Origin of the sequence: Nocardioides sp. R-C-SC26 (assembly GCF_021246465.1) — a bacterium.
Taxonomy (GTDB): Bacteria; Actinomycetota; Actinomycetes; order Propionibacteriales; family Nocardioidaceae; genus Nocardioides.
The window spans coordinates 127,476-147,823 of sequence record NZ_JAHRHK010000012.1 but is presented as its reverse complement, the minus strand read 5'-3'; the positions used below and the strand labels follow the sequence as shown (position 1 = coordinate 147,823).

12 protein-coding genes are annotated in these 20,348 nt (G+C 70.8%); 8 read left to right on the top strand and 4 right to left on the bottom strand.

All coding sequences use genetic code 11. The annotated features are described in order from the left end of the window. Positions 1-1,596, top strand: a 1,596-nt coding sequence (locus KSO97_RS12510; protein ID WP_232679350.1) for a cadherin-like beta sandwich domain-containing protein, incomplete at its 5' end; no start/stop codon positions are given. A 21-nt stretch (positions 1,597-1,617) separates the two neighbouring features. Here the strand turns inward: KSO97_RS12510 and glgP are convergent. Next, positions 1,618-4,212: an alpha-glucan family phosphorylase gene (gene glgP / locus KSO97_RS12505; RefSeq protein WP_232679349.1), complete on the bottom strand. Its 2,595-nt coding sequence runs from the start codon at positions 4,210-4,212 to the stop codon at positions 1,618-1,620. A 111-nt stretch (positions 4,213-4,323) separates the two neighbouring features. Between glgP and KSO97_RS12500 the strand changes: the two genes are divergently transcribed. From KSO97_RS12500 to KSO97_RS12480, 5 genes are all read left to right on the top strand, one after another. Continuing rightward, a complete protein-coding gene (locus KSO97_RS12500; protein WP_269782407.1) occupies positions 4,324-6,339 on the top strand; it encodes a maltotransferase domain-containing protein in 2,016 nt (671 codons plus the stop codon). After that, positions 6,336-8,081, top strand: a complete 1,746-nt coding sequence (treS, locus tag KSO97_RS12495; protein ID WP_232679345.1) for a maltose alpha-D-glucosyltransferase — start codon at positions 6,336-6,338, stop codon at positions 8,079-8,081. Before KSO97_RS12500 ends, treS begins: the two co-directional genes overlap by 4 nt. Beyond that, on the top strand, positions 8,078-9,481 hold the full coding sequence (locus KSO97_RS12490) for a hypothetical protein (RefSeq protein WP_232679343.1): 1,404 nt from the start codon (positions 8,078-8,080) through the stop codon (positions 9,479-9,481). Before treS ends, KSO97_RS12490 begins: the two co-directional genes overlap by 4 nt. Positions 9,482-9,486: 5 nt before the next feature. Further along, positions 9,487-11,721, top strand: coding sequence for a 1,4-alpha-glucan branching protein GlgB (gene glgB / locus KSO97_RS12485; protein ID WP_232679342.1), 2,235 nt, complete (start codon positions 9,487-9,489; stop codon positions 11,719-11,721). An 85-nt stretch (positions 11,722-11,806) separates the two neighbouring features. Beyond that, the gene (locus KSO97_RS12480) at positions 11,807-13,318 is read left to right on the top strand and encodes an ABC transporter substrate-binding protein (protein WP_232679340.1); all 1,512 of its coding nucleotides are present in this window, start codon (positions 11,807-11,809) and stop codon (positions 13,316-13,318) included. An 18-nt stretch (positions 13,319-13,336) separates the two neighbouring features. Here the strand turns inward: KSO97_RS12480 and KSO97_RS12475 are convergent, their stop codons facing one another. The 3 genes from KSO97_RS12475 to KSO97_RS12465 are packed head-to-tail and all read right to left on the bottom strand — an operon-like array spanning position 13,337 to position 18,231. Continuing rightward, complete coding sequence (locus KSO97_RS12475) at positions 13,337-16,366, bottom strand: bifunctional [glutamine synthetase] adenylyltransferase/[glutamine synthetase]-adenylyl-L-tyrosine phosphorylase (protein ID WP_232679338.1); 3,030 nt, start codon at positions 16,364-16,366, stop codon at positions 13,337-13,339. 19 nt (positions 16,367-16,385) lie between these two features. Beyond that, a complete protein-coding gene (locus KSO97_RS12470) occupies positions 16,386-17,723 on the bottom strand; it encodes a glutamine synthetase family protein (RefSeq protein WP_232679336.1) in 1,338 nt (445 codons plus the stop codon). Between the two features lie 34 nt (positions 17,724-17,757). Continuing rightward, positions 17,758-18,231: a hypothetical protein gene (locus KSO97_RS12465; protein WP_232679334.1), complete on the bottom strand. Its 474-nt coding sequence runs from the start codon at positions 18,229-18,231 to the stop codon at positions 17,758-17,760. Positions 18,232-18,284: 53 nt separating this feature from the next. Here KSO97_RS12465 and KSO97_RS12460 point away from each other — a divergent pair, with 53 nt between their 5' ends. Together KSO97_RS12460 and KSO97_RS12455 are read left to right on the top strand one after the other, a co-directional pair. Then, a complete protein-coding gene (locus tag KSO97_RS12460; protein WP_232679332.1) occupies positions 18,285-18,980 on the top strand; it encodes a response regulator transcription factor in 696 nt (231 codons plus the stop codon). Positions 18,981-18,990: 10 nt separating this feature from the next. Next, on the top strand, positions 18,991-20,313 hold the full coding sequence (locus tag KSO97_RS12455) for a HAMP domain-containing sensor histidine kinase (RefSeq protein WP_232679330.1): 1,323 nt from the start codon (positions 18,991-18,993) through the stop codon (positions 20,311-20,313). The last annotated feature ends 35 nt before the right edge of the window (positions 20,314-20,348 follow it).

Genomic DNA, 20,348 nt, shown 5'->3' with positions numbered 1-20,348 from the left:
CTCCAGACGTACGGCGCGGCGGTCTACGGCGCCAACAACTGGGCCAGCCCCGACGCCGTCGAGCTGTTCACCGCCGCCGAGGGTCGCGTCGGGGTGGCGACCGTCGACAACGGCGCCCTCGTGGTCGACCGGTACGACGCCGAGACCTGGACCAAGGTCGGCTCGCGCACGCAGATCGCCTTCGGCGACTGGAACCTCTACGGCGGCTTCCTCGCCGCCGACGACGGCACGTTCTACCTCCTGCTCGGTCGCAGCAACCGCCAGGAGAACGATGCCCGCGACGTCATCGCCGTCCGCCGCTACTCGGCCTCGTGGCAACTGCTCGGCACCGCCTACGTCGCCGGCGGGGTGAACCAGGGCGTCAAGGGCGTCGTCCAGCCGTTCGACGCCTCGTCCGCGGACATGATGGTCGTCGGCAGCCGGCTCGTGGTGCACATGGGCCGCCTGATGTACAAGACCGGCGACAAGGTGAACCACCAGGCGAACCTGACCTTCGAGGTCGACACGGCCACGATGCGCGCGACGCCGTTCGAGAAGCTCGGCGACGCGCCGTACACCAGCCACTCCTTCCAGCAGCTGATCACCACCGTCGGCAACGACCTGGTGATGCTCGACCACGGTGATGCCTTCCCGCGCGCGATCCGTCTGAACGTGATGCGCGGCTATCTCACCGGGGCGCGCGACTTCCGCGCCTACGACGTGCTCGAGTTCCCCGGCGACCTGGTCAACTACACCGGGACCACCGTCACCGGCCTCGCGTCCGGTCCCAGCCGCATCCTCACCGTGGGCAACTCGGTGCCGCACGGCAAGGCGATCGACGGCGTCCGCGGCAGCGACGCCGAACTCTCCCGCAACGTCTACGCGATCAGCACCGACCCGGCGACAGGCGCCAGCGCGTTCCGGTGGATCACCACCCTCGCACCGCGTGGCCAGCAGAGCGCCGGCGAGCCCCGACTGGTGCAGCTCGAGGCGGACAGGTTCGCGCTGATCTTCGGCACCCGGCGCGGCAACGGCCCGGTGATGCAGACCCTGGAGTACCGCCTGATCGACTCCGCCGGCGCGGTGCTCGCCTCGCGGTCGTGGAGGCAGTCCTTCGCCGGTCCGAGCGCCGATCCACTCCTGGTCGGCGGCCGGCTCCTCTGGGCCGGATTCCCCGCGCAGGCCGGTGGGATGCCCGCCTCGCCCTCGATCTTCGGCCTCGATCTGACCGACCCCACCAACCCCCAGCGCCTCGGCTCCGCTGCACCGCCCGAGCCGGGCCCCGCCCAGAACACCGAGAGCCGTCTGGGTGCGCTGCGGGTCAAGGGCGCGAGCATCACCCCCTCCTTCTCTCCCGACCAGCGCAGCTACCGCGTCGCCCTGGCCCGCGGAGCAGGCGCGGTACGCCTCAGCGCACACACCCGGTCCACCGCCGCGTCCCTCAGTTTCAGCACGCCACGCGGGTGGGCTGCCTGGCCCACGTGCGGTCGCTCGTCGTCCTGCGGGGTGAGCGTCGGCCTGAACCCCGGCGAGCGCTACGCGATGAGGATCCGGGTCGTCGCCGGCAGCGGCGCGCAGACGATCTACACGCTGAACCTGGTGCGGCCGCGGCGCTGACCTCGGGTCCGTCGCCGCGCCCTACGGCAGTGCGAGCAACCCGAGCTCGGCCGGCGAGATCAGGAGCGGGTGCTGCGGCACGACGCGCACGGTGTAGCCGAAGGCGCCGGCGCGATCGAGGTCGAGGTGCCCGTCGAAGCGGTACCGACCGCCCTCGTAGGTCTCCGCGACGCTCATCGCCACCGAGGTCGGCTCACTGAGCGAGTCGTCGGCCAAGGCACGGCCGTGCACCAGCTGCACCTCGACGTCGGACGGCGTGAGGTCGCCGAGCGCGACGAAGGCCCGCACGGTCAGGCCGGCTCCGACCTCGGGCGCATCGCCGACGCCGGTGCTCTCGACGTGCTCGACCCTCACCGAAGGCCAACCCGCGACGACCTGCCTCTTCCAGGCGGCGAGGGCGCGGGCGTCGGCGAAGTCACTGGTGGTGCCGGCGTGGCCGGAGATCTCGCGGGCGGTCAGCGCGGCGGGCGCGTAGAGCAGGCGCGTGTAGTCGCGCACCATCCGGCTCGCGAGCACCTTCGGGCCGAGCGAGCGCAGGGTGTGACGCAGCATCTCGACCCAGCGGTGGGGCACGCCGTCGGCGTCGACGTCGTAGAACCGGGGTGCGACCTGCTTCTCGATCAGGTCGTAGAGAGCCGTCGCCTCGATGTCGTCGCGCCGGTCGGTGTCGTCGAGACCGTCGGCGGAGGGGATGGCCCAGCCGTTCTCGCCGTCGAACCACTCATCCCACCACCCGTCGAGGATCGAGAGGTTGAGGCCACCGTTGAGCGCTGCCTTCATGCCCGAGGTGCCGCAGGCCTCGTAGGGGCGCAGCGGGTTGTTGAGCCAGACGTCGCAGCCCGGGTAGAGCGGCTGGGCCATGGCGATGTCGTAGTTGGGCAGGAAGACGATCCGATGGCGCACCTCGGGGTCGTCGGCGAAGCGCACCATCTCCTGGATCAGCCGCTTGCCGCCGTCGTCGGCCGGGTGCGCCTTGCCGGCGATCACCAACTGCACCGGGCGCTCCGGGTCGAGCAGGAGGCGCTTGAGCCGCTCGGGGTCGCGGAGCATCAGCGTCAGCCGCTTGTAGGACGGCACCCGCCGCGCGAAGCCGATGGTCAGCACGTCGGGATCGAGCGCATCGTCGATCCAGTCCAGCTCGGCCGCCGCGGCGCCGCGCTTCTCCCAGGAGCGGCGCAGCCGCTCACGTGCGTCGGCGACCAGCGCCTCACGTAGGCGCCGCTTGGTGGCCCACATCCGGTCGGCCGGCACGACGTCGATCGCCGCCCAGAACGCCTCGGTGTCGTCGCCGTCGGGGTCGGCACCCTGCGCTGCGGCCAGACCGAACACCTCGCGGGCGACCCAGGTAGGTGCGTGGACGCCGTTGGTGATCGAGGTGATCGGCACCTCCGACTCCTCGAAGGCCGGCCACAGCCCGTGGAACATGCCCCGGCTGACCTCGCCGTGCAACTGCGAGACGCCGTTGGCGCGCTGTGCGAGCCGGAAGCCCATCACCGCCATGTTGAAGACACTGGTGTCGCCGCCGGCGTAGTCCTCCGCGCCGAGAGCGAGCACGCGCTCGACCGGGACGTCCGGCGTCGCGCCCCCGTCACCGAGGTACTGCGCGACGAGGGTCCTCGGGAAGCGGTCGATGCCGGCCGGTACCGGGGTGTGGGTGGTGAAGACCGTGGAGGACCGACCGATCTGCACCGCGGTGTCGAAGTCGAGTGCGTCCGGACCTGTGATCAGCTCTCGGATGCGCTCGATGCCGAGGAATCCGGCGTGGCCCTCGTTGCAGTGGAACACCTCGGGCTCCGCGTGGCCGGTGATGCGGCAATAGACGCGCAGCGCCTTGACGCCGCCGACACCGAGCAGGAGCTCCTGACGCAACCGGTGCTCGGCCGTGCCCCCGTAGAGCCTGTCGGTGACGTCGACGTAGTGCTCGGGATTGCCCTCGACGTCGGTGTCGAGGAGCAGCAGCGGCACTCGTCCGACGCTCGCCACCCAGATCCGCGCGACCAGGTCGGGGCCGCCGGGCATCGGGATGGTGATGATCGCCCGCGCGCCGTCGGCATCGCGGAGCAGCGAGATCGGCAGCTCGTCGGGGTCGAGCACGGGGTAGGTCTCCTGCTGCCACCCCTCGCCGGAGAGGGACTGCTCGAAGTAGCCGTGCTTGTAGAGCAGGCCCACCCCGAGGATCGGCACGCCGAGGTCGCTCGCGGCCTTGAGGTGGTCACCGGCCAGGATCCCCAGGCCGCCCGAGTACTGCGGGAGCACGGCGGTGATGCCGTACTCGGCGGAGAAGTAGGCGACGGCACGCGGGCCGTCCTCGACGGACACCTTGCGCTGGTACCAGCGATCCTCGGTGAGGTAGCGCTCGAGGTCGGCCCGGACGGCGGCCAGCTGCGCCCGGAAGGCCCCGTCGGCCGCGAGGTCGGCGAACCGCCCCGCACTCACCGCGCCCAGGAGCTTGGCAGGATCGTGTCCCACCTCGCGCCAGAGATCGGGGTCCACGGCCTCGAAGAGGTCGCACGTCTCCGGATGCCAGGACCAGCGCAGATTGCCTGCCAGGTCCGCGAGCCCGGCGAGCTCGGTCGGCAGGACGGGGCGGACGGTGAACCGTCGGATCGCGCGCACGCCAGCACGCTAGCGTCGTTCTCTGGATCGTTCCAATGAAACGGTGGATCTCGCCCCGCGACCACCCCGCGGTGAGTTGCGTCCACTCCGGAGAGCCGCGAGTGTGGGGGTATGGCCGGACCCGTCATCGGGCGAATCCCGATCATCGATGTGATGCCCCGCGTAGACCTCGGGGGCGTGGCAGCGAGTCCGGACGCGCTGCCGGCCAAGGCGACGGTCGGCGAGCCACTCCCCATCACCGCGACCGTGTTCCGCGAGGGCCACGACCGGCTCGGCGCGGACGTCGTCGCGATCACGCCGCGGGGACGCCGCCGCCCGCCCGTCCGCATGGAGCGACTGTCCGACCCGGTCGACCGGCATCGTGCCTGGATCGTTCCCGACGCGCCCGGGGCCTGGCGGTTCGAGGTGCGCGCGTGGTCGGACCCGGTCGCCACGTGGCAGCACGCCGCCGGTCTCAAGATCCCCGCGGGGGTCGACGTGGAGCTGACATTCGTCGAGGGCTCCCTGCTCATCGAGCAGGTCCTGGCCTCGCTCCCGGCCAAGGAGCGGCGCGCCGCCACCACGCTGCGCGGTGCGCTCGAGGCGGCGCGCGACACCAGCCGCCCGGTGGAGGCGCGGCTGGCTCACCTCCAGGGCGAGGACGTCGCGGCAGTGCTGGCTGCCTACCCCCTGCGCGAGCTGGAGACCGTGGTCGGCCCGTTCCCGCTCCAGGTCGATCGCGAGCGCGCGCTGTTCGGCAGTTGGTACGAGTTCTTCCCGCGGTCAGAAGGGGCCCGGGTCGATCCCGACGACCCGACCGGCACCCGTGTGCTGAGCGGCACGTTCGCCACTGCGACGCGGCGGCTCGACGCCGTCGCCGCGATGGGCTTCGATGTCCTCTATCTGCCACCGATCCACCCGATCGGCGAGGTCAACCGCAAGGGGCCCAACAACACCCTCACCCCCGCCCCGGACGACGTGGGGTCGCCGTGGGCGATCGGCAGCAGCGCCGGCGGCCACGACGCCATCCACCCCGACCTCGGCACGACCGAGGACTTCGCCGCCTTCGTGGGCCGCGCCCGCGACCTCGGCATCGAGGTCGCGCTCGACCTCGCTCTCCAGGCTGCGCCCGACCACCCGTGGGTGACGTCCAACCCGGAGTGGTTCACCACCCGCGCCGACGGCACCATCGCCTACGCGGAGAACCCGCCGAAGAAGTACCAGGACATCTATCCGGTCAACTTCGACAACGACCCCGACGGCATCCGCGCCGAGGTCCTGCGCGTCGTGCGTCACTGGATGACGCTGGGGGTCCGGATCTTCCGGGTCGACAACCCGCACACCAAGCCGGTCGCGTTCTGGGAGTGGTTGCTCGCCCAGGTGCGACGCACCGACCCCGACGTCCTCTTCCTCTCCGAGGCGTTCACGAAGCCGCCGATGATGCACACCCTGGGCGCGGCGGGCTTCCACCAGAGCTACACCTACTTCACCTGGCGCACCGGCAAGGCCGAGATCGAGGACTACCTGCGGGAGGTCGCCACAGAGTCCGACCACCTGATGCGGCCGAACTTCTTCGTCAACACCCCCGACATCCTGCACGCGTTCCTGCAGTACGGCGGGCCGGCAGCGTTCAAGATCCGCGCGGCACTCGCCGCGATGGCTTCGCCCAGCTGGGGCGTCTACGCCGGCTACGAGCTGTTCGAGCATGTGGCCGTGCGGCCCGGCAGCGAGGAGTACCTGGACTCGGAGAAGTACCAGTTGAGGATCCGGGACTGGGCCGCCGCGGAGGAGGAGGGACGCTCACTCGCGCCGTACCTGACGATGCTCAACCACGCGCGACGACGTCACCCCGCGCTGCAGCTGCTGCGCAACCTGCACGTCCACCGCTCCGACGACGACCACGTGCTGGTGTTCAGCAAGACCCTCGAGGACGACCGCGTGATCGTGGTGCTCAACCTGGACCCCCACGGCACCCGTGAGACCACCGTGCACCTCGACCTCGAGGTCATCGGGCTCGAACCCGGCGAGAGCTTCGCCGTGCACGACGAGGTCACCGGATCCGACTGGACGTGGAGCGAGCACAACTATGTGCGCCTCGATCCTCACCACGAACCCGCGCACATCCTGAGCGTGAGAAGGCACCGATGAATCCCGGAAGTGCGATCACCCCGTTGACCGACGAGCCCGAGTGGTTCAAGACGGCCGTCTTCTACGAGGTGCTGGTACGCAGCTTCCGCGACTCCGACGGCGACGGCACCGGCGACTTCCGTGGGCTCATCGAGAAACTCGACTACCTGCAGTGGCTCGGGGTCGACTGCCTGTGGGTGCCGCCGTTCTTCACCTCGCCGCTGCGGGACGGCGGCTACGACGTCGCGGACTACACCAACATCCTCCCCGAGTGCGGCACCGTGGAGGACTTCCACGCCTTCGTCGACGCCGCGCACCAGCGCGGCATCCGCGTGATCATCGACTTCGTCATGAACCACACCAGCGACCAGCACCCGTGGTTCCAGGCCAGCCGCAGCGATCCCGAGGGCCCCTACGGCGACTTCTACGTGTGGTCCGACACCGACGAGCTCTACGAGGACGCACGGATCATCTTCGTCGACACTGAGCCGTCGAACTGGACCTGGGACCCGGTGCGCCAGCAGTACTACTGGCACCGGTTCTTCCACCACCAGCCCGATCTCAACTTCGACAACCCCGCCGTGCACGAGGCGATGCTCGAGGCAATCAGCTTCTGGTTCGACATGGGCTTGGACGGCTTCCGGCTCGACGCCGTCCCCTACCTCTACGAGCGACCCGGCACCAACGGCGAGAACCTCCCCGAGACCCACGAGTTCCTCCGGAAGGTGCGGTCCTACGTCGAGGAGCACTACCCCGGGAAGATCCTGCTCGCCGAGGCCAACCAGTGGCCGGCCGACGTCGTGGACTACTTCGGCAGCGCTCGGCGCGACGACGGCACGCCCGAGGGCGCCTGGATCGGCGACGAGTGCCACATGTGCTTCCACTTCCCCGTGATGCCGCGCATCTTCATGGCGGTGCGGCGGGAGTCCCGGTTCCCGATCTCGGAGATCCTCGAGCAGACGCCACCGATCCCGAGCAACTGCCAGTGGGGCATCTTCCTGCGCAACCACGACGAGCTGACCCTGGAGATGGTCACCGACGAGGACCGCGACTACATGTGGGCCGAGTACGCCAAGGACCCCCGCATGAAGGCCAACATCGGGATCCGTCGGCGACTGGCCCCGCTCCTCGACAACGACATCAACCAGATCGAGCTCTTCAACGCGCTCCTGCTCTCCCTTCCCGGCTCACCGGTGCTCTACTACGGCGACGAGATCGGCATGGGCGACAACATCTGGCTCGGTGATCGCGACGGGGTGCGCACGCCGATGCAGTGGACTCCGGACCGCAACGCGGGCTTCTCCTCCGCCACCCCGGGCAAGCTGCACCTGCCCGCCATCCAGGATCCCGTCTACGGCTACCAGAGCGTCAACGTCGAGGCGCAGCTGGAGAACCCCTCGTCGTTGCTGCACTGGACACGCCGCCTCATCCACGCGCGGCGCCAGCACCCGGCGTTCGGCCTCGGCACCTTCCACGACCTCGGCGGCTCCAACCCGAGCGTGCTCTCCTACGCACGCGAACTCGGCGAGCCCGACTCCCCCGAGCGCGACGTGATGATCTGCGTCAACAATCTCTCGCGCTTCCCTCAGCCGGTCGAACTCGACCTGCGTCGCTTCGAGGGGATGGTGCCCGTCGAGCTGCTCGGGGGCGTGCACTTCCCAGCGATCGGCGAGCTGCCCTACCTGCTCACCCTGAGCGGGTACGGCTTCTATTGGTTCCGCCTGATCCCGAGCGAGACCTCGCAGGAGGGGCAGCTGCTGTGAACGCCACCGGACCCGTCGACCATCCGCCGCTCGACGTCTTCGCGCCGTACCTGGCGAAGACCCGCTGGTTCGGGGGCAAGGGCCGCACGTTCACCGTCACCGGCGCCCGTCGGCTCGCGCTCCTGGGGAGCGGCGATCCGGCACTCGACGTCCTGCTGATCACCCTGAGCTACGCCGACGGACGCCAGGAGACCGAGCACTACCAGGTGCCGCTGGCCTACTACTCCTCGTCGCAGGAGCGGCTGGCCCACGCCTACGTCGGTTCGTGGCACGACCCCGACGTCGGGGAGCTCCAGGCCTACGACGCCCTCCACGACCGCGACGCCGCGCGGCTGTGGCAGAGCGGCCTGACCTCGGCCGCGACGACCCCGATCCGGCACGGCGGCCTGGCGTTTCACCGGCTGCCGGGCCACGATCTCGACCCGGACGCCGTCGCGGCCCTCTTCAGCGGGGAGCAGTCCAACTCCTCCCTGATGCTCGGCGAGGACGCCGTGCTGAAGCTCTTCCGCAAGGTCACGCCCGGTCCGAACCCCGACGTCACCACCCATGAGGCACTGAGTCTCGCCGGATCGCATCACGTCGCCGAGCTCTACGGCTGGATCGAGGCCGATATCGACGGCGTCCCGACCCATCTGGCGATGCTCCAGCAGTTTCTCCGCACCGCCACCGACGGGTGGGATCTGGCCTGCGCGAGCGTGCGCGACCTCTACGCCTCCCCCGACCTCGACGCCGACCAGGCCGGCGGCGACTTCGCCGCCGAGTCCGCCCGGCTGGGCGAGACGCTGCGGGAGGTGCATGCGTTGATGGCCTCCGCCCTGCCGATCGCACCTGAGGAGGCGACGCTCTCCGCGACCCGGATCGCCGACGGCATGCGGGCCCGCCTCGCCGATGCGCTTGCGCTCGTGCCCGGGCTCGGCGATCACGAGCCTCGCCTCCGCGCGACCTTCGACGCCGTCGCCGAGCTGGGCGAGGTGCCGGGCCAGCACGTGCACGGCGACCTCCATCTCGGTCAGACCCTGCGGACGGCGCTCGGCTGGAAGCTGGTCGACTTCGAGGGAGAGCCGGCCACGCCGCTCGCCGATCGGCTGCGCCCCGACTCGCCGTGGCGCGACGTCGCCGGGATGCTGCGTTCCTTCGACTACGCCCCGCACGTGGTGCGTCACCAACTCGACGATCAGGACACCGAGGTCGACGCCGTCATGCGTGGCCGCGGCGCGGCCTGGTCGCGACGCAACCAGGCCGCGTTCCTGGCTGCCTACCTCGATGGGGGCTCCGCGCACTCGGTACTCCTGACCGCCTACCTCGCCGACAAGGGCGTCTACGAGGCCGTCTACGAGACCCGCAACCGACCGGGCTGGGTGCACATCCCGCTCGCCTCGCTTGCGCAGATCGGAGCCTGATGCCTGTGCCGACCCCCGATTCCGCTCCCGACGTCCACCCCGTCGCCCGCGGCGAACTCGACCAGATCGTGCGCGGCGAGCACGGCCACCCGCACGCCGTCCTCGGACCCCACCCCCACGACGGAGGGGTCACCGTGCGCGTGCTCAAGCCGCTGGCCCAGCGTGTCGCCGTCCGGACCGGCGAGGGCCCCGGCGGATCGGCCGACGTCGACCTGACCCACGAGCACGGCGGCATCTGGGTCGGCGTGCTCGACGTCGACTCCGGGGCCGGTGCCGACGTCGCCGTGCCCGACTACCGGCTGGTCGTGGACTACGGCGAGGGCGAGATCGTGCTCGACGACCCCTACCGCTTCCTGCCGAGCCTCGGCGAGGTCGATCTGCACCTGGTCAACGAGGGGCGTCACGAGAACCTGTGGCAGGTGCTCGGCGCACACGCCAGGCCGGGCGGTACCTCGTTCGCCGTCTGGGCCCCGCGTGCGCGCGCGGTCCGACTCAGCGGCGACTTCAACAACTGGGACGGTCGCGAACACCCGATGCGCCAGCTCGGTCGCTCCGGTGTGTGGGAGCTCTTCGTGCCCGGCGCGGGCAGCGGCACGGCCTACAAGTACCTGGTGCTGGGCGCGGACGACGTCTGGCGCGAGAAGGCCGACCCCCTGGCCGCCTACGCCGAGGTGCCGCCTCAGACGGCGTCGAAGGTCTTCGCCTCGACCCATGAGTGGGCCGACGACGCCTGGATGGCACGGCGCGCCGCGACCGCCCCCCACGCAGCACCGATGTCGATCTACGAGGTGCACCTCGGATCCTGGAAGCGCCATCCGGACGGCCGATTCTGGAACTACGACGAGATGGTCGCCGACCTGGTCCCCTACGTGCGCGACCTCGGCTTCACCCATGTCGAGCTGATGCCGGTGATGCAGCACCCGTTCGGCGGCTCCTGGGGCTACCACGTCACCTCCTACTTCGCCCCCGACTCGCGGTTCGGCGACCCCGACGGGTTCCGTCGCCTGGTCGACGCCTTCCACCAGGCGGGCGTGGGCGTGATCCTGGACTGGGTGCCGGGGCACTTCGCCACCGACGAGTGGGCACTGGTGCGCTTCGACGGCACGCCGCTCTACGAGGACCCCAACCCGCAGCGCGGGTGGCACCCCGAATGGGGGTCGTGGATCTTCGACTTCGGCCGGCATGAGGTGCGCAACTTCCTCTATGCCAACGCCCTGTACTGGCTGGAGGAGTTCCACGCCGACGGCCTGCGCGTGGACGGCGTCGCCTCGATGCTCTATCTCGACTACGCCCGCGAGGACGGCCAGTGGTCGCCCAACGAGCACGGTGGCCGGGAGAACCTGGAGGCCGTGAGGTTCCTCCAGGAGATGAACGCCACCGTCTACCGCCGGGTGCCGGGCGCGGTGACCATCGCCGAGGAGTCGACCTCGTGGCCCGGCGTCACCCGCAGCACCGACGACGGCGGCCTCGGGTTCGGCTTCAAGTGGAACATGGGCTGGATGCACGACACGCTCGACTACCTCCACCGCGAGCCGGTGCATCGACAGTTCCACCACCACGACCTGACCTTCGCGCTCACCTACGCCTGGAGCGAGAACTACGTGCTCCCGCTGAGTCACGACGAGGTCGTGCACGGCAAGGGCTCGCTGCTGCGCAAGATGCCCGGCGACCGGTGGCAGCAGCTCGCCACGCTGCGCGCCTACTACGCGTTCATGTGGGCCCACCCGGGCCGCCAGCTGATCTTCATGGGCGACGAGTTCGGCCAGGAGGCCGAGTGGGCGGAGTCGCGCGAGCTCGACTGGTGGCTGCTCGCCCACGGCGAGCACCGCGGCCTGCACGACCTGGTGCGCGACCTCAACGCCGCCTACGTCGATGCGTCGGCCGCGTGGGCCGACGACGTCCCCCCCACGTCCTTCGAGTGGATCGACGCCGACGACGCCGGCCGCAACGTCTACTCGTTCGTCCGGCGGGCACCCGGTGCGCGTGACCTCGTCTGCGTCGCGAACTTCGCCTCGACACCGTGGGACCTGCGCTTGGGCCTGCCCGCCCCAGGGCTGTGGTCCGAGACCCTCAACACCGACGCGACCGGCTACGGCGGCTCCGGCGTCGGCAACCTCGGGTCGGTCCTCGCGGTCGAGGGGGCCCAGGGCGCGATGCCCGCGCGCGCCGACATCGTCGTCCCGCCGCTCGGCGCGTTGTGGCTGCTCGGTCCGGCCCCAGAGCAGGGCCTCGACCCGTAACCGGCATCCGTCTTCGGCGTTGGACGGGCGACGGCGCCGCTCTACGTCTAGGGTGACGCTCGTCACTGACGACGGAAGGTCACCGATGACGCGCTCCCCGCACGCCCGACTCCGCCCCCTCGGCGCCGGCTTGATCGCCGCCGCCGTCCTGACCGTGACCGCCTGCGGCTCGCAACTGAGTGCCGACGAGGTAGCCGCTGCTCGCGGAGGTGACTCCATCGCGCTGGAGAGCGCGGACACCGGCTCCTCGGGCGAGGTGGTCGGCGCGACCGGAGACCCCGGCGCGATCGGCGGCGACACCGGGACGACGTCGGGTGACCCCGGGGCCCCGGTCGCGGGAGGAACGGGCGGCGGCACGGGCTCGACGTCCACGGGCGGCGACACCGGCGGCGCCTCGGGTGGCACGACGGGCGAGAGCCCTGCGGCACCATCCGAGCAGGGCACCTCCACCGGCCCCTGCGACCTGCCCAAGGCACCCGGCATCACCGACAGCGAGATCGTGATCGCGAACGCCTCCGACATCTCCGGCGCCGTGCCCGGGCTGTTCAAGTCCTCCCAGGACGCGATGCTGTCCTACGTCAACTACTTCAACCGCACCTCCGACATCTGCGGCCGCAAGCTGAAGCTGCTCGAGCTCGACAGCCGCGGTGACGCCGCCGCCGACCAGCAGAACTACGCACGGGCCTGCACCGAGGCTTTCGCGATGGTCGGTTCGACCTCGATCGTGGACAGCGGCGGTGCGGCGACCGCGCAGAACTGCAAGCTGCCAGACCTGCGCGCGCTCGCCCTCACCCGTACCCGCACCCTCTGCTCGACGTGCTACTCCGCGCAGGCGCAGGAGATCGGCGTCGCCGGCAACTACACCTACAAGGAGATCGAGCGCCTGCACCCGGGCGTCAAGAGCTCCGCGGCGTTCCTCTACCTCAACACCGGCGGCTCGCCGGACCTCGGCAAGAGCTTCTCCGAGGCCGCGAAGTCGGTCGGCTACAACGTGAAGATCCTGCGCGGTATCGAGGTCGCGGAGTTCAACTACACCTCCTACGTGCAGGAGATGAAGGAGGCGGACATCAAGTTCGTCTACTTCGTCGCGGCGACGCCGATGGTCGTGCGACTCGCCCAGGCCTTCCAGCAGCAGTCGTGGAAGCCCGAGGTCCTGATCGTCACCCAGACCCAGTACACCGACGAGTTCGTCGAGCTGGGTGGTTCGGCGATCAACGGCACCTACCTCGCGCTCGCACACCCGCTGTTCACCACGCCGGGCAACAAGGAGATGGCGAACTACCTCGGCTGGCTCAACCAGACGCGGCCCGGCTCCGGCCCGACGTCCTTCGGAGTGTTCTCCTGGTCGGCCGCGCGCCTGTTCACCACGCTCGCCAGCGAGCTCCGGGAGAACCTGACCCGCGAGAACCTCCTGGCAGCGATCAAGAAGCAGCGCAAGTGGACGGGGCTCGGCATGCACCCGCCGATGGACGTCGGCGGCAAGCAGACCTACACCTGCGCCACCATCGCCCGCCTCAAGGGCAGCACCTGGCGCAAGGCCAATCGTGGCGAGTACGCGTGCGGTGACCTGGTGCGCACCTCGGTGGCGAAGGGCTGAGGCCCGAGCGGCGTCGCGTCACCAGAAGATGCGGTCGACCACCGCGCGCGCCAACCGGGTGGCGCGCAGGTGGTCGTTGACCATCGCGTCGGTGCTGCCCTGCGGGTAGCCCAGGATGGTGGCGACGGCGGCCCGTTCGCGGGTCTCGCGCGGCAGCTGGTCGCCGGCCTTGCCGCGCGCGAGGGTGACGGCGTTCCGCATCCGGCTGACAGCGCGCCACGCCGTCTCCAGCGTCAGGGCGTCCTCGACGTCGATGAGCTCGGCATCGCGCGCCGCTGCCAGCGCGGTCAGAGTGCGGGGGGTGCGCAGGCCCTCGACCTGGCCGGCGTGGCGCATCTGCAGCAGCTGCACCGTCCACTCGATGTCGGCCAGCCCGCCGCGGCCGAGCTTGAGATGCAGGTGCGGGTCGGCGCCCTTGGGCATCCGCTCGTGGTCGACGCGCGCCTTGATCCGGCGCACCTCCATGACGTCGTCGTCGCGCAACCCGTCGACCGGGTAGCGCAGCGGATCGATCAGGGCGGTGAAGTCGCGCCGCAGCTCCTCGTCGCCCACGACCGCGTCGGCGCGGAGCAGCGCCTGGGCCTCCCATACGTGCGACCACTTGGCGTAGTAGGCGGCGTAGGAATCCAGCGTGCGCACCAGCGCACCCTGGCGTCCCTCCGGGCGCAGGTCGGCATCGAGCTCCAGCGCCGGGTCGGTGCCGGGAGCGGCCAGGGCCTTGCGCATCTCGTTCGCGACCGCGGTGGCGTACTGAGTCGCTCGTTGGGGATCGGCGCCCTCCTGGGGGCGGTGCACGAACATCACGTCGGCGTCGCTGCCGTAGGAGAGCTCGAACCCGCCGTAGCGACCCATCGCGATCACCGCCATCCGGGTCGGCGCCACACCCAGCTTCCGCTGGTCCAGGACCGCCTCCTCGGCCACAGCCAGCGTCGCCTGCAGGGTCGCGTCGGTGATCCGCGACAGCGCTGCGCCGACGTCGGCGACGTCGGTGACGCCGAGCACGTCGCCCGAACTGACCCGGAACAGCTCCCGACGCCGGACGGCGCGGATCGCCTTGACCTGCTTGGCCAGACGGTCGTCGCCGGTGTGGCGTGCCGCCGAGCTGCGCATCTCCTCCAACATCGCCGTCGGCTCCAAGGGCGCCAGGTCCTCCCCGAGGATCCGCACACCTTCGGGTTCGCGCTCGAGCAGGCTGGTGGCGTAGCGCGACGTCGACAGCAGGGTCGCGAGCCGACGCGCGACCTCGCCCTCGTCGCGCAGGGTGCGCAGGTACCACGGTGTGCGCCCCATCGCCTCGCTGATCCGCCGGAACCCGAAGAGCCCGCCGTCGGGATCGGGGCCCTCGGCGAACCAGGCGAGCATCGCCGGCAACAGGGCCTTCTGCAGCGACGCCGAGCGCGAGACTCCGCTGGTCAGTGCCTCGAGATTGCGCAGCGCAGCCTGTGGATCGGCGTAGCCGAGGGCCGCGAGCCGGTCGGCGGCCGCCGCCGAGGAGAGCCGCACCTCATCGCTCTGGATCCGGGCGACCGCGGAGAGCAACGGGCGGTAGAAGAGCTTCTCGTGAAGACGACGTACCTCGCGTCGATGGTGCTGCCAGACCTTGTCGAGCGCGGCCCCGGGCTCCTTGGTGAAACCCAGGCTCCGACCGAGACGGCGCATCGCCTCGTCGTCGTCCGGCACCAGGTGGGTGCGGCGCAGCTGATGCAGCTGGATCCGGTGCTCGAGTTGGCGGAGGAAGCTGTAGGCGTCGTGCAGCGCCTCGCCGTCGTCACGGCCGACATAGCCGCCACGGGTCAACGTCGCCAGGGCACTGAGCGTCGTGGGCGAACGGATCGCCTCGTCGTAGCGGCCGTGCACCAACTGCAGCAACTGCACCGCGAACTCGACGTCGCGGAGCCCGCCCTCGCCGAGCTTGAGCTGGCGCGCGGCCTCCTTGGCCGGGATGTGGTCGATGACGCGCCGGCGCATCGCCTGGGTCTCGGAGACGAAGCCGTCCCGGTCCGCCGCCGACCAGACCAGCGGCGCGACCATCGCGCAGAACTCCTCGCCCAGAGTGAGATCGCCGGCGACCGGGCGCGCCTTGAGCAGAGCTTGGAACTCCCACGACTTCGCCCAGCGCTCGTAGTAACCCTGGTGGCTGGTCACGGTGCGGGTCAGCGGGCCTGCCTTGCCCTCGGGCCGCAGGGCGGCGTCGACCGGCCAGATGGTGCCTTCGGTGGTGTGGTCGGAGCAGATCAGGATCAGTTGGCTGGCCAGCTTGGTCGCCGTCCGAAGCACCAGCGCATCGTCGGAGCCGTCGTCGGTCGCGTCGTCGGCAGGCGCGTGCACGAAGATCACGTCGACGTCGGAGACGTAGTTCAGCTCGTGGCCGCCGCACTTGCCCATGGCGATCACGGCCAGGCGCACCGCTGCGTGGTCGGGCCCGACTCGCTGCCGCGCGATGGCGAGTGCCGCCTCCAGCGTGCCGCCGGCCAGGTCGGAGAGCTCGGCCGCGACGTCGTCCACCCCGACGGCGTGCGCGAGGTCGCGCGCGGCGAGCCGCACCAGCACCCGGCGGTACTCCACCCGCAGCGCGTCCATCGCCTCGGCGTCGGCCAGGGACGCGACGGGGACCTCGGCCCACGGGTCCGCACCGACGGCGCGCAGCAGCTCCTCGCGGACGGCGTAGGCAGCGGGTCGTGTCGAGCCCAGCGTGGGATCGGTCAGTTCGCGCCACTGCCGCGGATGACGGCACAAGTGCTCCCCGAGCGCCAGGCTGGCGCCGAGCACGCTGAGCAGGCGCATCGCGGTGCCCTCGTCGTCGACGACGGCGGCCAGCAGGGCCTGCGCCTCCTGGGGGTCGATCTCCGCACATGCCTCGTGGAGGCACACCAAAGCGTCGAGAGCCGCGTCGGGGTCAGCGGTACGCGCCAGCAGCGCGACCAGCGGCTCGGCCGCGTCGCCGAGCCGGGTCAGGTTCTCCGCCGAGCGCGACGCGTCGTGGAAGCCCAGCCGCAGCAGGCTCCCCTTGCTCGTCGCCGGGCGCCCCGGCTGGTTCGGCAGACTCACCGCGCCCCCACGTGACCGCTCAGATCACCGGCAGCATCTGGTCACGCTCGAACGCCGAGACCTGGCCGCGGTACTCGTCCCATTCCGCGCGCTTGTTGCGCAGCAGGAACTCGAAGACGTTCTCACCGAGGGTCTCGGCGAGGAGCTCGGAGGACTCGGCGATCGCGATCGCCTCGTTGAGGTTGCGCGGCAGCGGGTCGATGCCCAGGCTCTTGCGCTCGCGCTCGGTGAGCGTCCACACGTCGTCCTCGGCCTCGCGCGGAAGCTCGTAGCCCTCCTCGATGCCCTTGAGACCGGCGGCGAGGACCGCGGCGAAGGCCAGGTAGGGATTGCACGCAGGGTCGAGGGTGCGCAGCTCGACCCGGGTCGACTGGCCCTTGAGCGGCTTGTACATCGGGACCCGCACCATGGCGGAGCGGTTGTTGTGCCCCCAGCACACGTAGGACGGCGCCTCGCCGCCGAACATCATCCGCTTGTAGGAGTTGACCCACTGGTTGGTGACGATGCTGATCTCGGGTGCGTGCTTGAGCACGCCGGCGATGAATCGCCGTCCGGTCTGGCTGAGCTGGTACTCCGCACCCGCCTCGTAGAAGGCGTTCTGATCGCCGTCGAAGAGCGAGACGTGGGTGTGCATGCCCGATCCCGGGTGGGTGGTGAAGGGCTTGGGCATGAAGCTCGCCCAGATGCCCTGGTTCAGCGCGACCTCCCGGATCACCGTGCGGAAGGTCATGATGTTGTCGGCAGTGGAGAGCGCGTCGGCGTAGCGCAGGTCGATCTCCTGCTGGCCGGGGCCGGCCTCGTGATGGCTGAACTCGACCGAGATCCCCATCGACTCGAGCATGGTGATCGCCTCGCGGCGGAAGTCCGCGCCCATCGACTGCGGGGTGTGGTCGAAGTACCCGCTGCGGTCCACCGGCACCGGCTCCGCGCCGGCCTCGGGCACGTTCTTGAAGAGATAGAACTCGATCTCCGGGTGGGTGTAGAAGGTGAAGCCGGCCTCGGCCGCCTTGCCCAGCGTGCGCTTGAGCACGTAGCGCGGGTCGGCGTAGGACGGCGACCCGTCCGGCATCACGATGTCGCAGAACATCCGGGCCGTGGAGGGCCCCTGGCTGCGCCACGGCAGGATCTGGAAGGTCGAAGGATCCGGCTTGGCGAGCATGTCGGCCTCGTACACGCGGCCGAAGCCCCCGATCGCCGAACCGTCGAAGCCGATGCCCCCGTCGAAGGCGCCTTCGAGTTCGGCGGGCGCCACGGCCACCGACTTCAAGAACCCGAGCACGTCGGTGAACCAGAGCCGGACGAACCGGACGTCGCGCTCCTCGAGAGCGCGCAGCACGAACTCCTCTTGCTTACCCATGCGGACACTATGGCGCACCGCCCGGTGCGCTGCGTCAGCCGACCGGCAGCGTCTTCGACTCCAGCTCGGCCAGGCGCGGGCGACCGCGATTGCAGTAGACCTCCAGCTCCACCGAGCGCCGCCCGGAGGAGAAGATCGCGTCGACGTCGTCGTCGGGGCCGGGCTCGATGCTGACCACCCGCCACCCCGGCGCCGGGACCGCGTCGATCGTGGACGCGAACACGCCCTGACACCCGACGACGAAGCGGCCGTAGTCGCCGGAGAACGTGTCCTCCAGGACCGGCAGATTGGGATCGGGAGTGGCACGGCCCTCGATCTCCGCAGCCGAGACGAGGTCGGGATTCCCGATCGGCCCGCGACCGCGCAGGTCCGCGCCGGCGCTGCGGACGGCAAGGACCCCCACCGCGACAGCCAGGCCGGCCGCCACCACCCAGATGGCGGTGAGCCGCACCGGCCGCGCCTGACTCGGTCGGGCCGGGGCCGGACGCCGGTGTGGTTCGGTGCTCACGCGAGCATCGTGCCATCGACCGGGTGAGCGAGGACGCGGATAGGTTTCCTCCCGTGGCGCACGTACTGATCGTCGAGGACGACGCGCGCATCCGCCCCCTGGTCATGCGCGCACTCGGTGAGCGCGGCCACGCCGTGTCGGCGGCATCGACCGGGATGCAGGGCCTCACCGCTGCCGTCGAGGAACGCCCCGACCTCGTCGTGCTCGATCTCGGACTCCCCGACGTCGACGGCACCCAGGTGCTCTCGATGCTGCGGGCCGTCAGCGACGTGCCGGTGATCATCGCGAGCGCCCGCGACGACGACCCGTCGCTGGTGGCGTGCCTCGACGCCGGCGCGGACGACTACGTGGTCAAGCCGTACACCACCGACCAGCTCGCTGCGCGGATCAATGCCGTCCTGCGCCGGGTCCAGCCGGGCGCTCGTGCCGCAAGCCCCGCGATGGAGGTCGGGGCACTGCGCATCGACGTGCCGGCGCGGCGCGCGGCCCTGGCCGGGGAGGCGCTCGACCTCAGCCCCAAGGAGTTCGACCTGCTGCGCACCCTGGCCGAGCGGGTGGGCGAGGTGGTGACCAAGAAGGAGCTGTTGACCACGGTGTGGCAGCAGAGCTGGGGCGGTTCGGACAAGACCGTCGACGTGCACCTGTCGTGGCTGCGGCGCAAGCTCGGCGAGACCGCCGCGCAGCCGCGGTACCTGGAGACCGTGCGCGGTGTCGGGGTCCGGCTCGTCGATCCGGACGCGACCGGGTGATGGGATGACCATGCGCGCGCGACTCATCCTCACCGTCGCAGCGGCGGTGACGATGGTGCTCCTCGCGATGCTCGTGCCGCTCGCGGTGCTGATGCGCGACTACGCGCTGGAGGATCGCCTCTCACGTGCCGCGTTGGAGGTGCAGGCCACCGAGACCGTGGTGGCCTCGGCCCAGGACGACAAGGGCACCGTCTCGGTCTACCTCGACCGGATCAACACGGACTCGGGCATCGACACCACCGTGCTCTACCCCGACGGCGATGCGATCGGTCCCGACCCCGGCGAGGACCGCCGCGTGGTCCAGGCGCGCCTGAGCGGCCTCGCCCGGCTCGACGACGTCGGCGAGGGCACCCAGCTGCTGATCCCGGTCTCGCTCGGAGCCAGCAGCTCCGCCCCCGACGAGACCCCGGTCATCCGGGTGATCGTGCAGCGACCCGGCCTCGACTCCGACCTGGTCCGTGCCTGGTTGATCCTGCTCCTCTTGGGCCTGGCGCTCCTCGGCGGGGCGCTGGGCCTGGCCGACCGGATCGGTCGCTCGGTGGTGCTGCCCATCCGGGCGCTGGCCGACCACGCACGGATGCTCGGAACCCGGCGCACGGAGAGCGGCGTCACGACGGCCACGGTCGCGCCGGAGGCCCCCGCGGAGGTGCACGACCTCGCGGCGGCGTTGAACGCGCTGGTGGGGCGGATCGAGACGCTGATCGAGCGCGAACGGGCTCAGATCGCCGACCTGAGCCACCGGCTACGCACGCCGATCACCGCCCTGCGACTGCGGATCGACGCCCTTCCGCGCGCTGAGGACCGTGACCGGGTGGGCGCCGAGCTCGACGCCCTCCAGGCCGCCGTCGACGCGGTGGTGCGCGAAGCCCGACGCTCCGAGCGCGAGGGGCTCGTCGCCTCCTGCGACGCTCCCGCCGTCCTCGCCGCACGCGCGGAGTTCTGGCGGGCGCTGGCCGATGACCAGGCGCGGCCCTTCGACGTCGAGCCCTGGCCGGCGGGCGAGAGCGCCGGGCTCGTGCGAGCCGCCCCCGAGGACGTCGAGGCGGTGCTCGACATCGTGCTCGACAACGTCTTCACCCACACCCCGGACGGCGCCGCCGTCCGGATCTCCCTGGAACCCGAGGACGGTGGCGTGCTGCTCGTGGTCGAGGACGAGGGGCCGGGCTTCCCGTCCGGCCTCGACGTCGAGGCACGCGGCCAGTCCGGCGCCGGCTCGACGGGTCTCGGGCTCTCCATCGTGCAGAAGACCGCCACCGAATCCGGTGGCGGTCTCCTGGTGACGTCGTCGGCGTCAGGCGGTGGGCGGGTCGAGGTGAGTCTCGGTCCGGCCTGAGCGGTCAGCGCCCGGTCAGCGTTCGGTCAGCGTTC

Excerpts from the sequence above, each read along its gene's own strand:
- KSO97_RS12500 (WP_269782407.1), top strand. The coding sequence starts at position 4,324 with ATGGCCGGACCCGTCATCGGGCGAATCCCGATCATCGATGTGATGCCC.
- treS (WP_232679345.1), top strand. The coding sequence starts at position 6,336 with ATGAATCCCGGAAGTGCGATCACCCCGTTGACCGACGAGCCCGAGTGG.
- KSO97_RS12480 (WP_232679340.1), top strand. The coding sequence starts at position 11,807 with ATGACGCGCTCCCCGCACGCCCGACTCCGCCCCCTCGGCGCCGGCTTG.
- KSO97_RS12470 (WP_232679336.1), bottom strand. The coding sequence starts at position 17,723 with ATGGGTAAGCAAGAGGAGTTCGTGCTGCGCGCTCTCGAGGAGCGCGAC.
- KSO97_RS12455 (WP_232679330.1), top strand. The coding sequence starts at position 18,991 with ATGCGCGCGCGACTCATCCTCACCGTCGCAGCGGCGGTGACGATGGTG.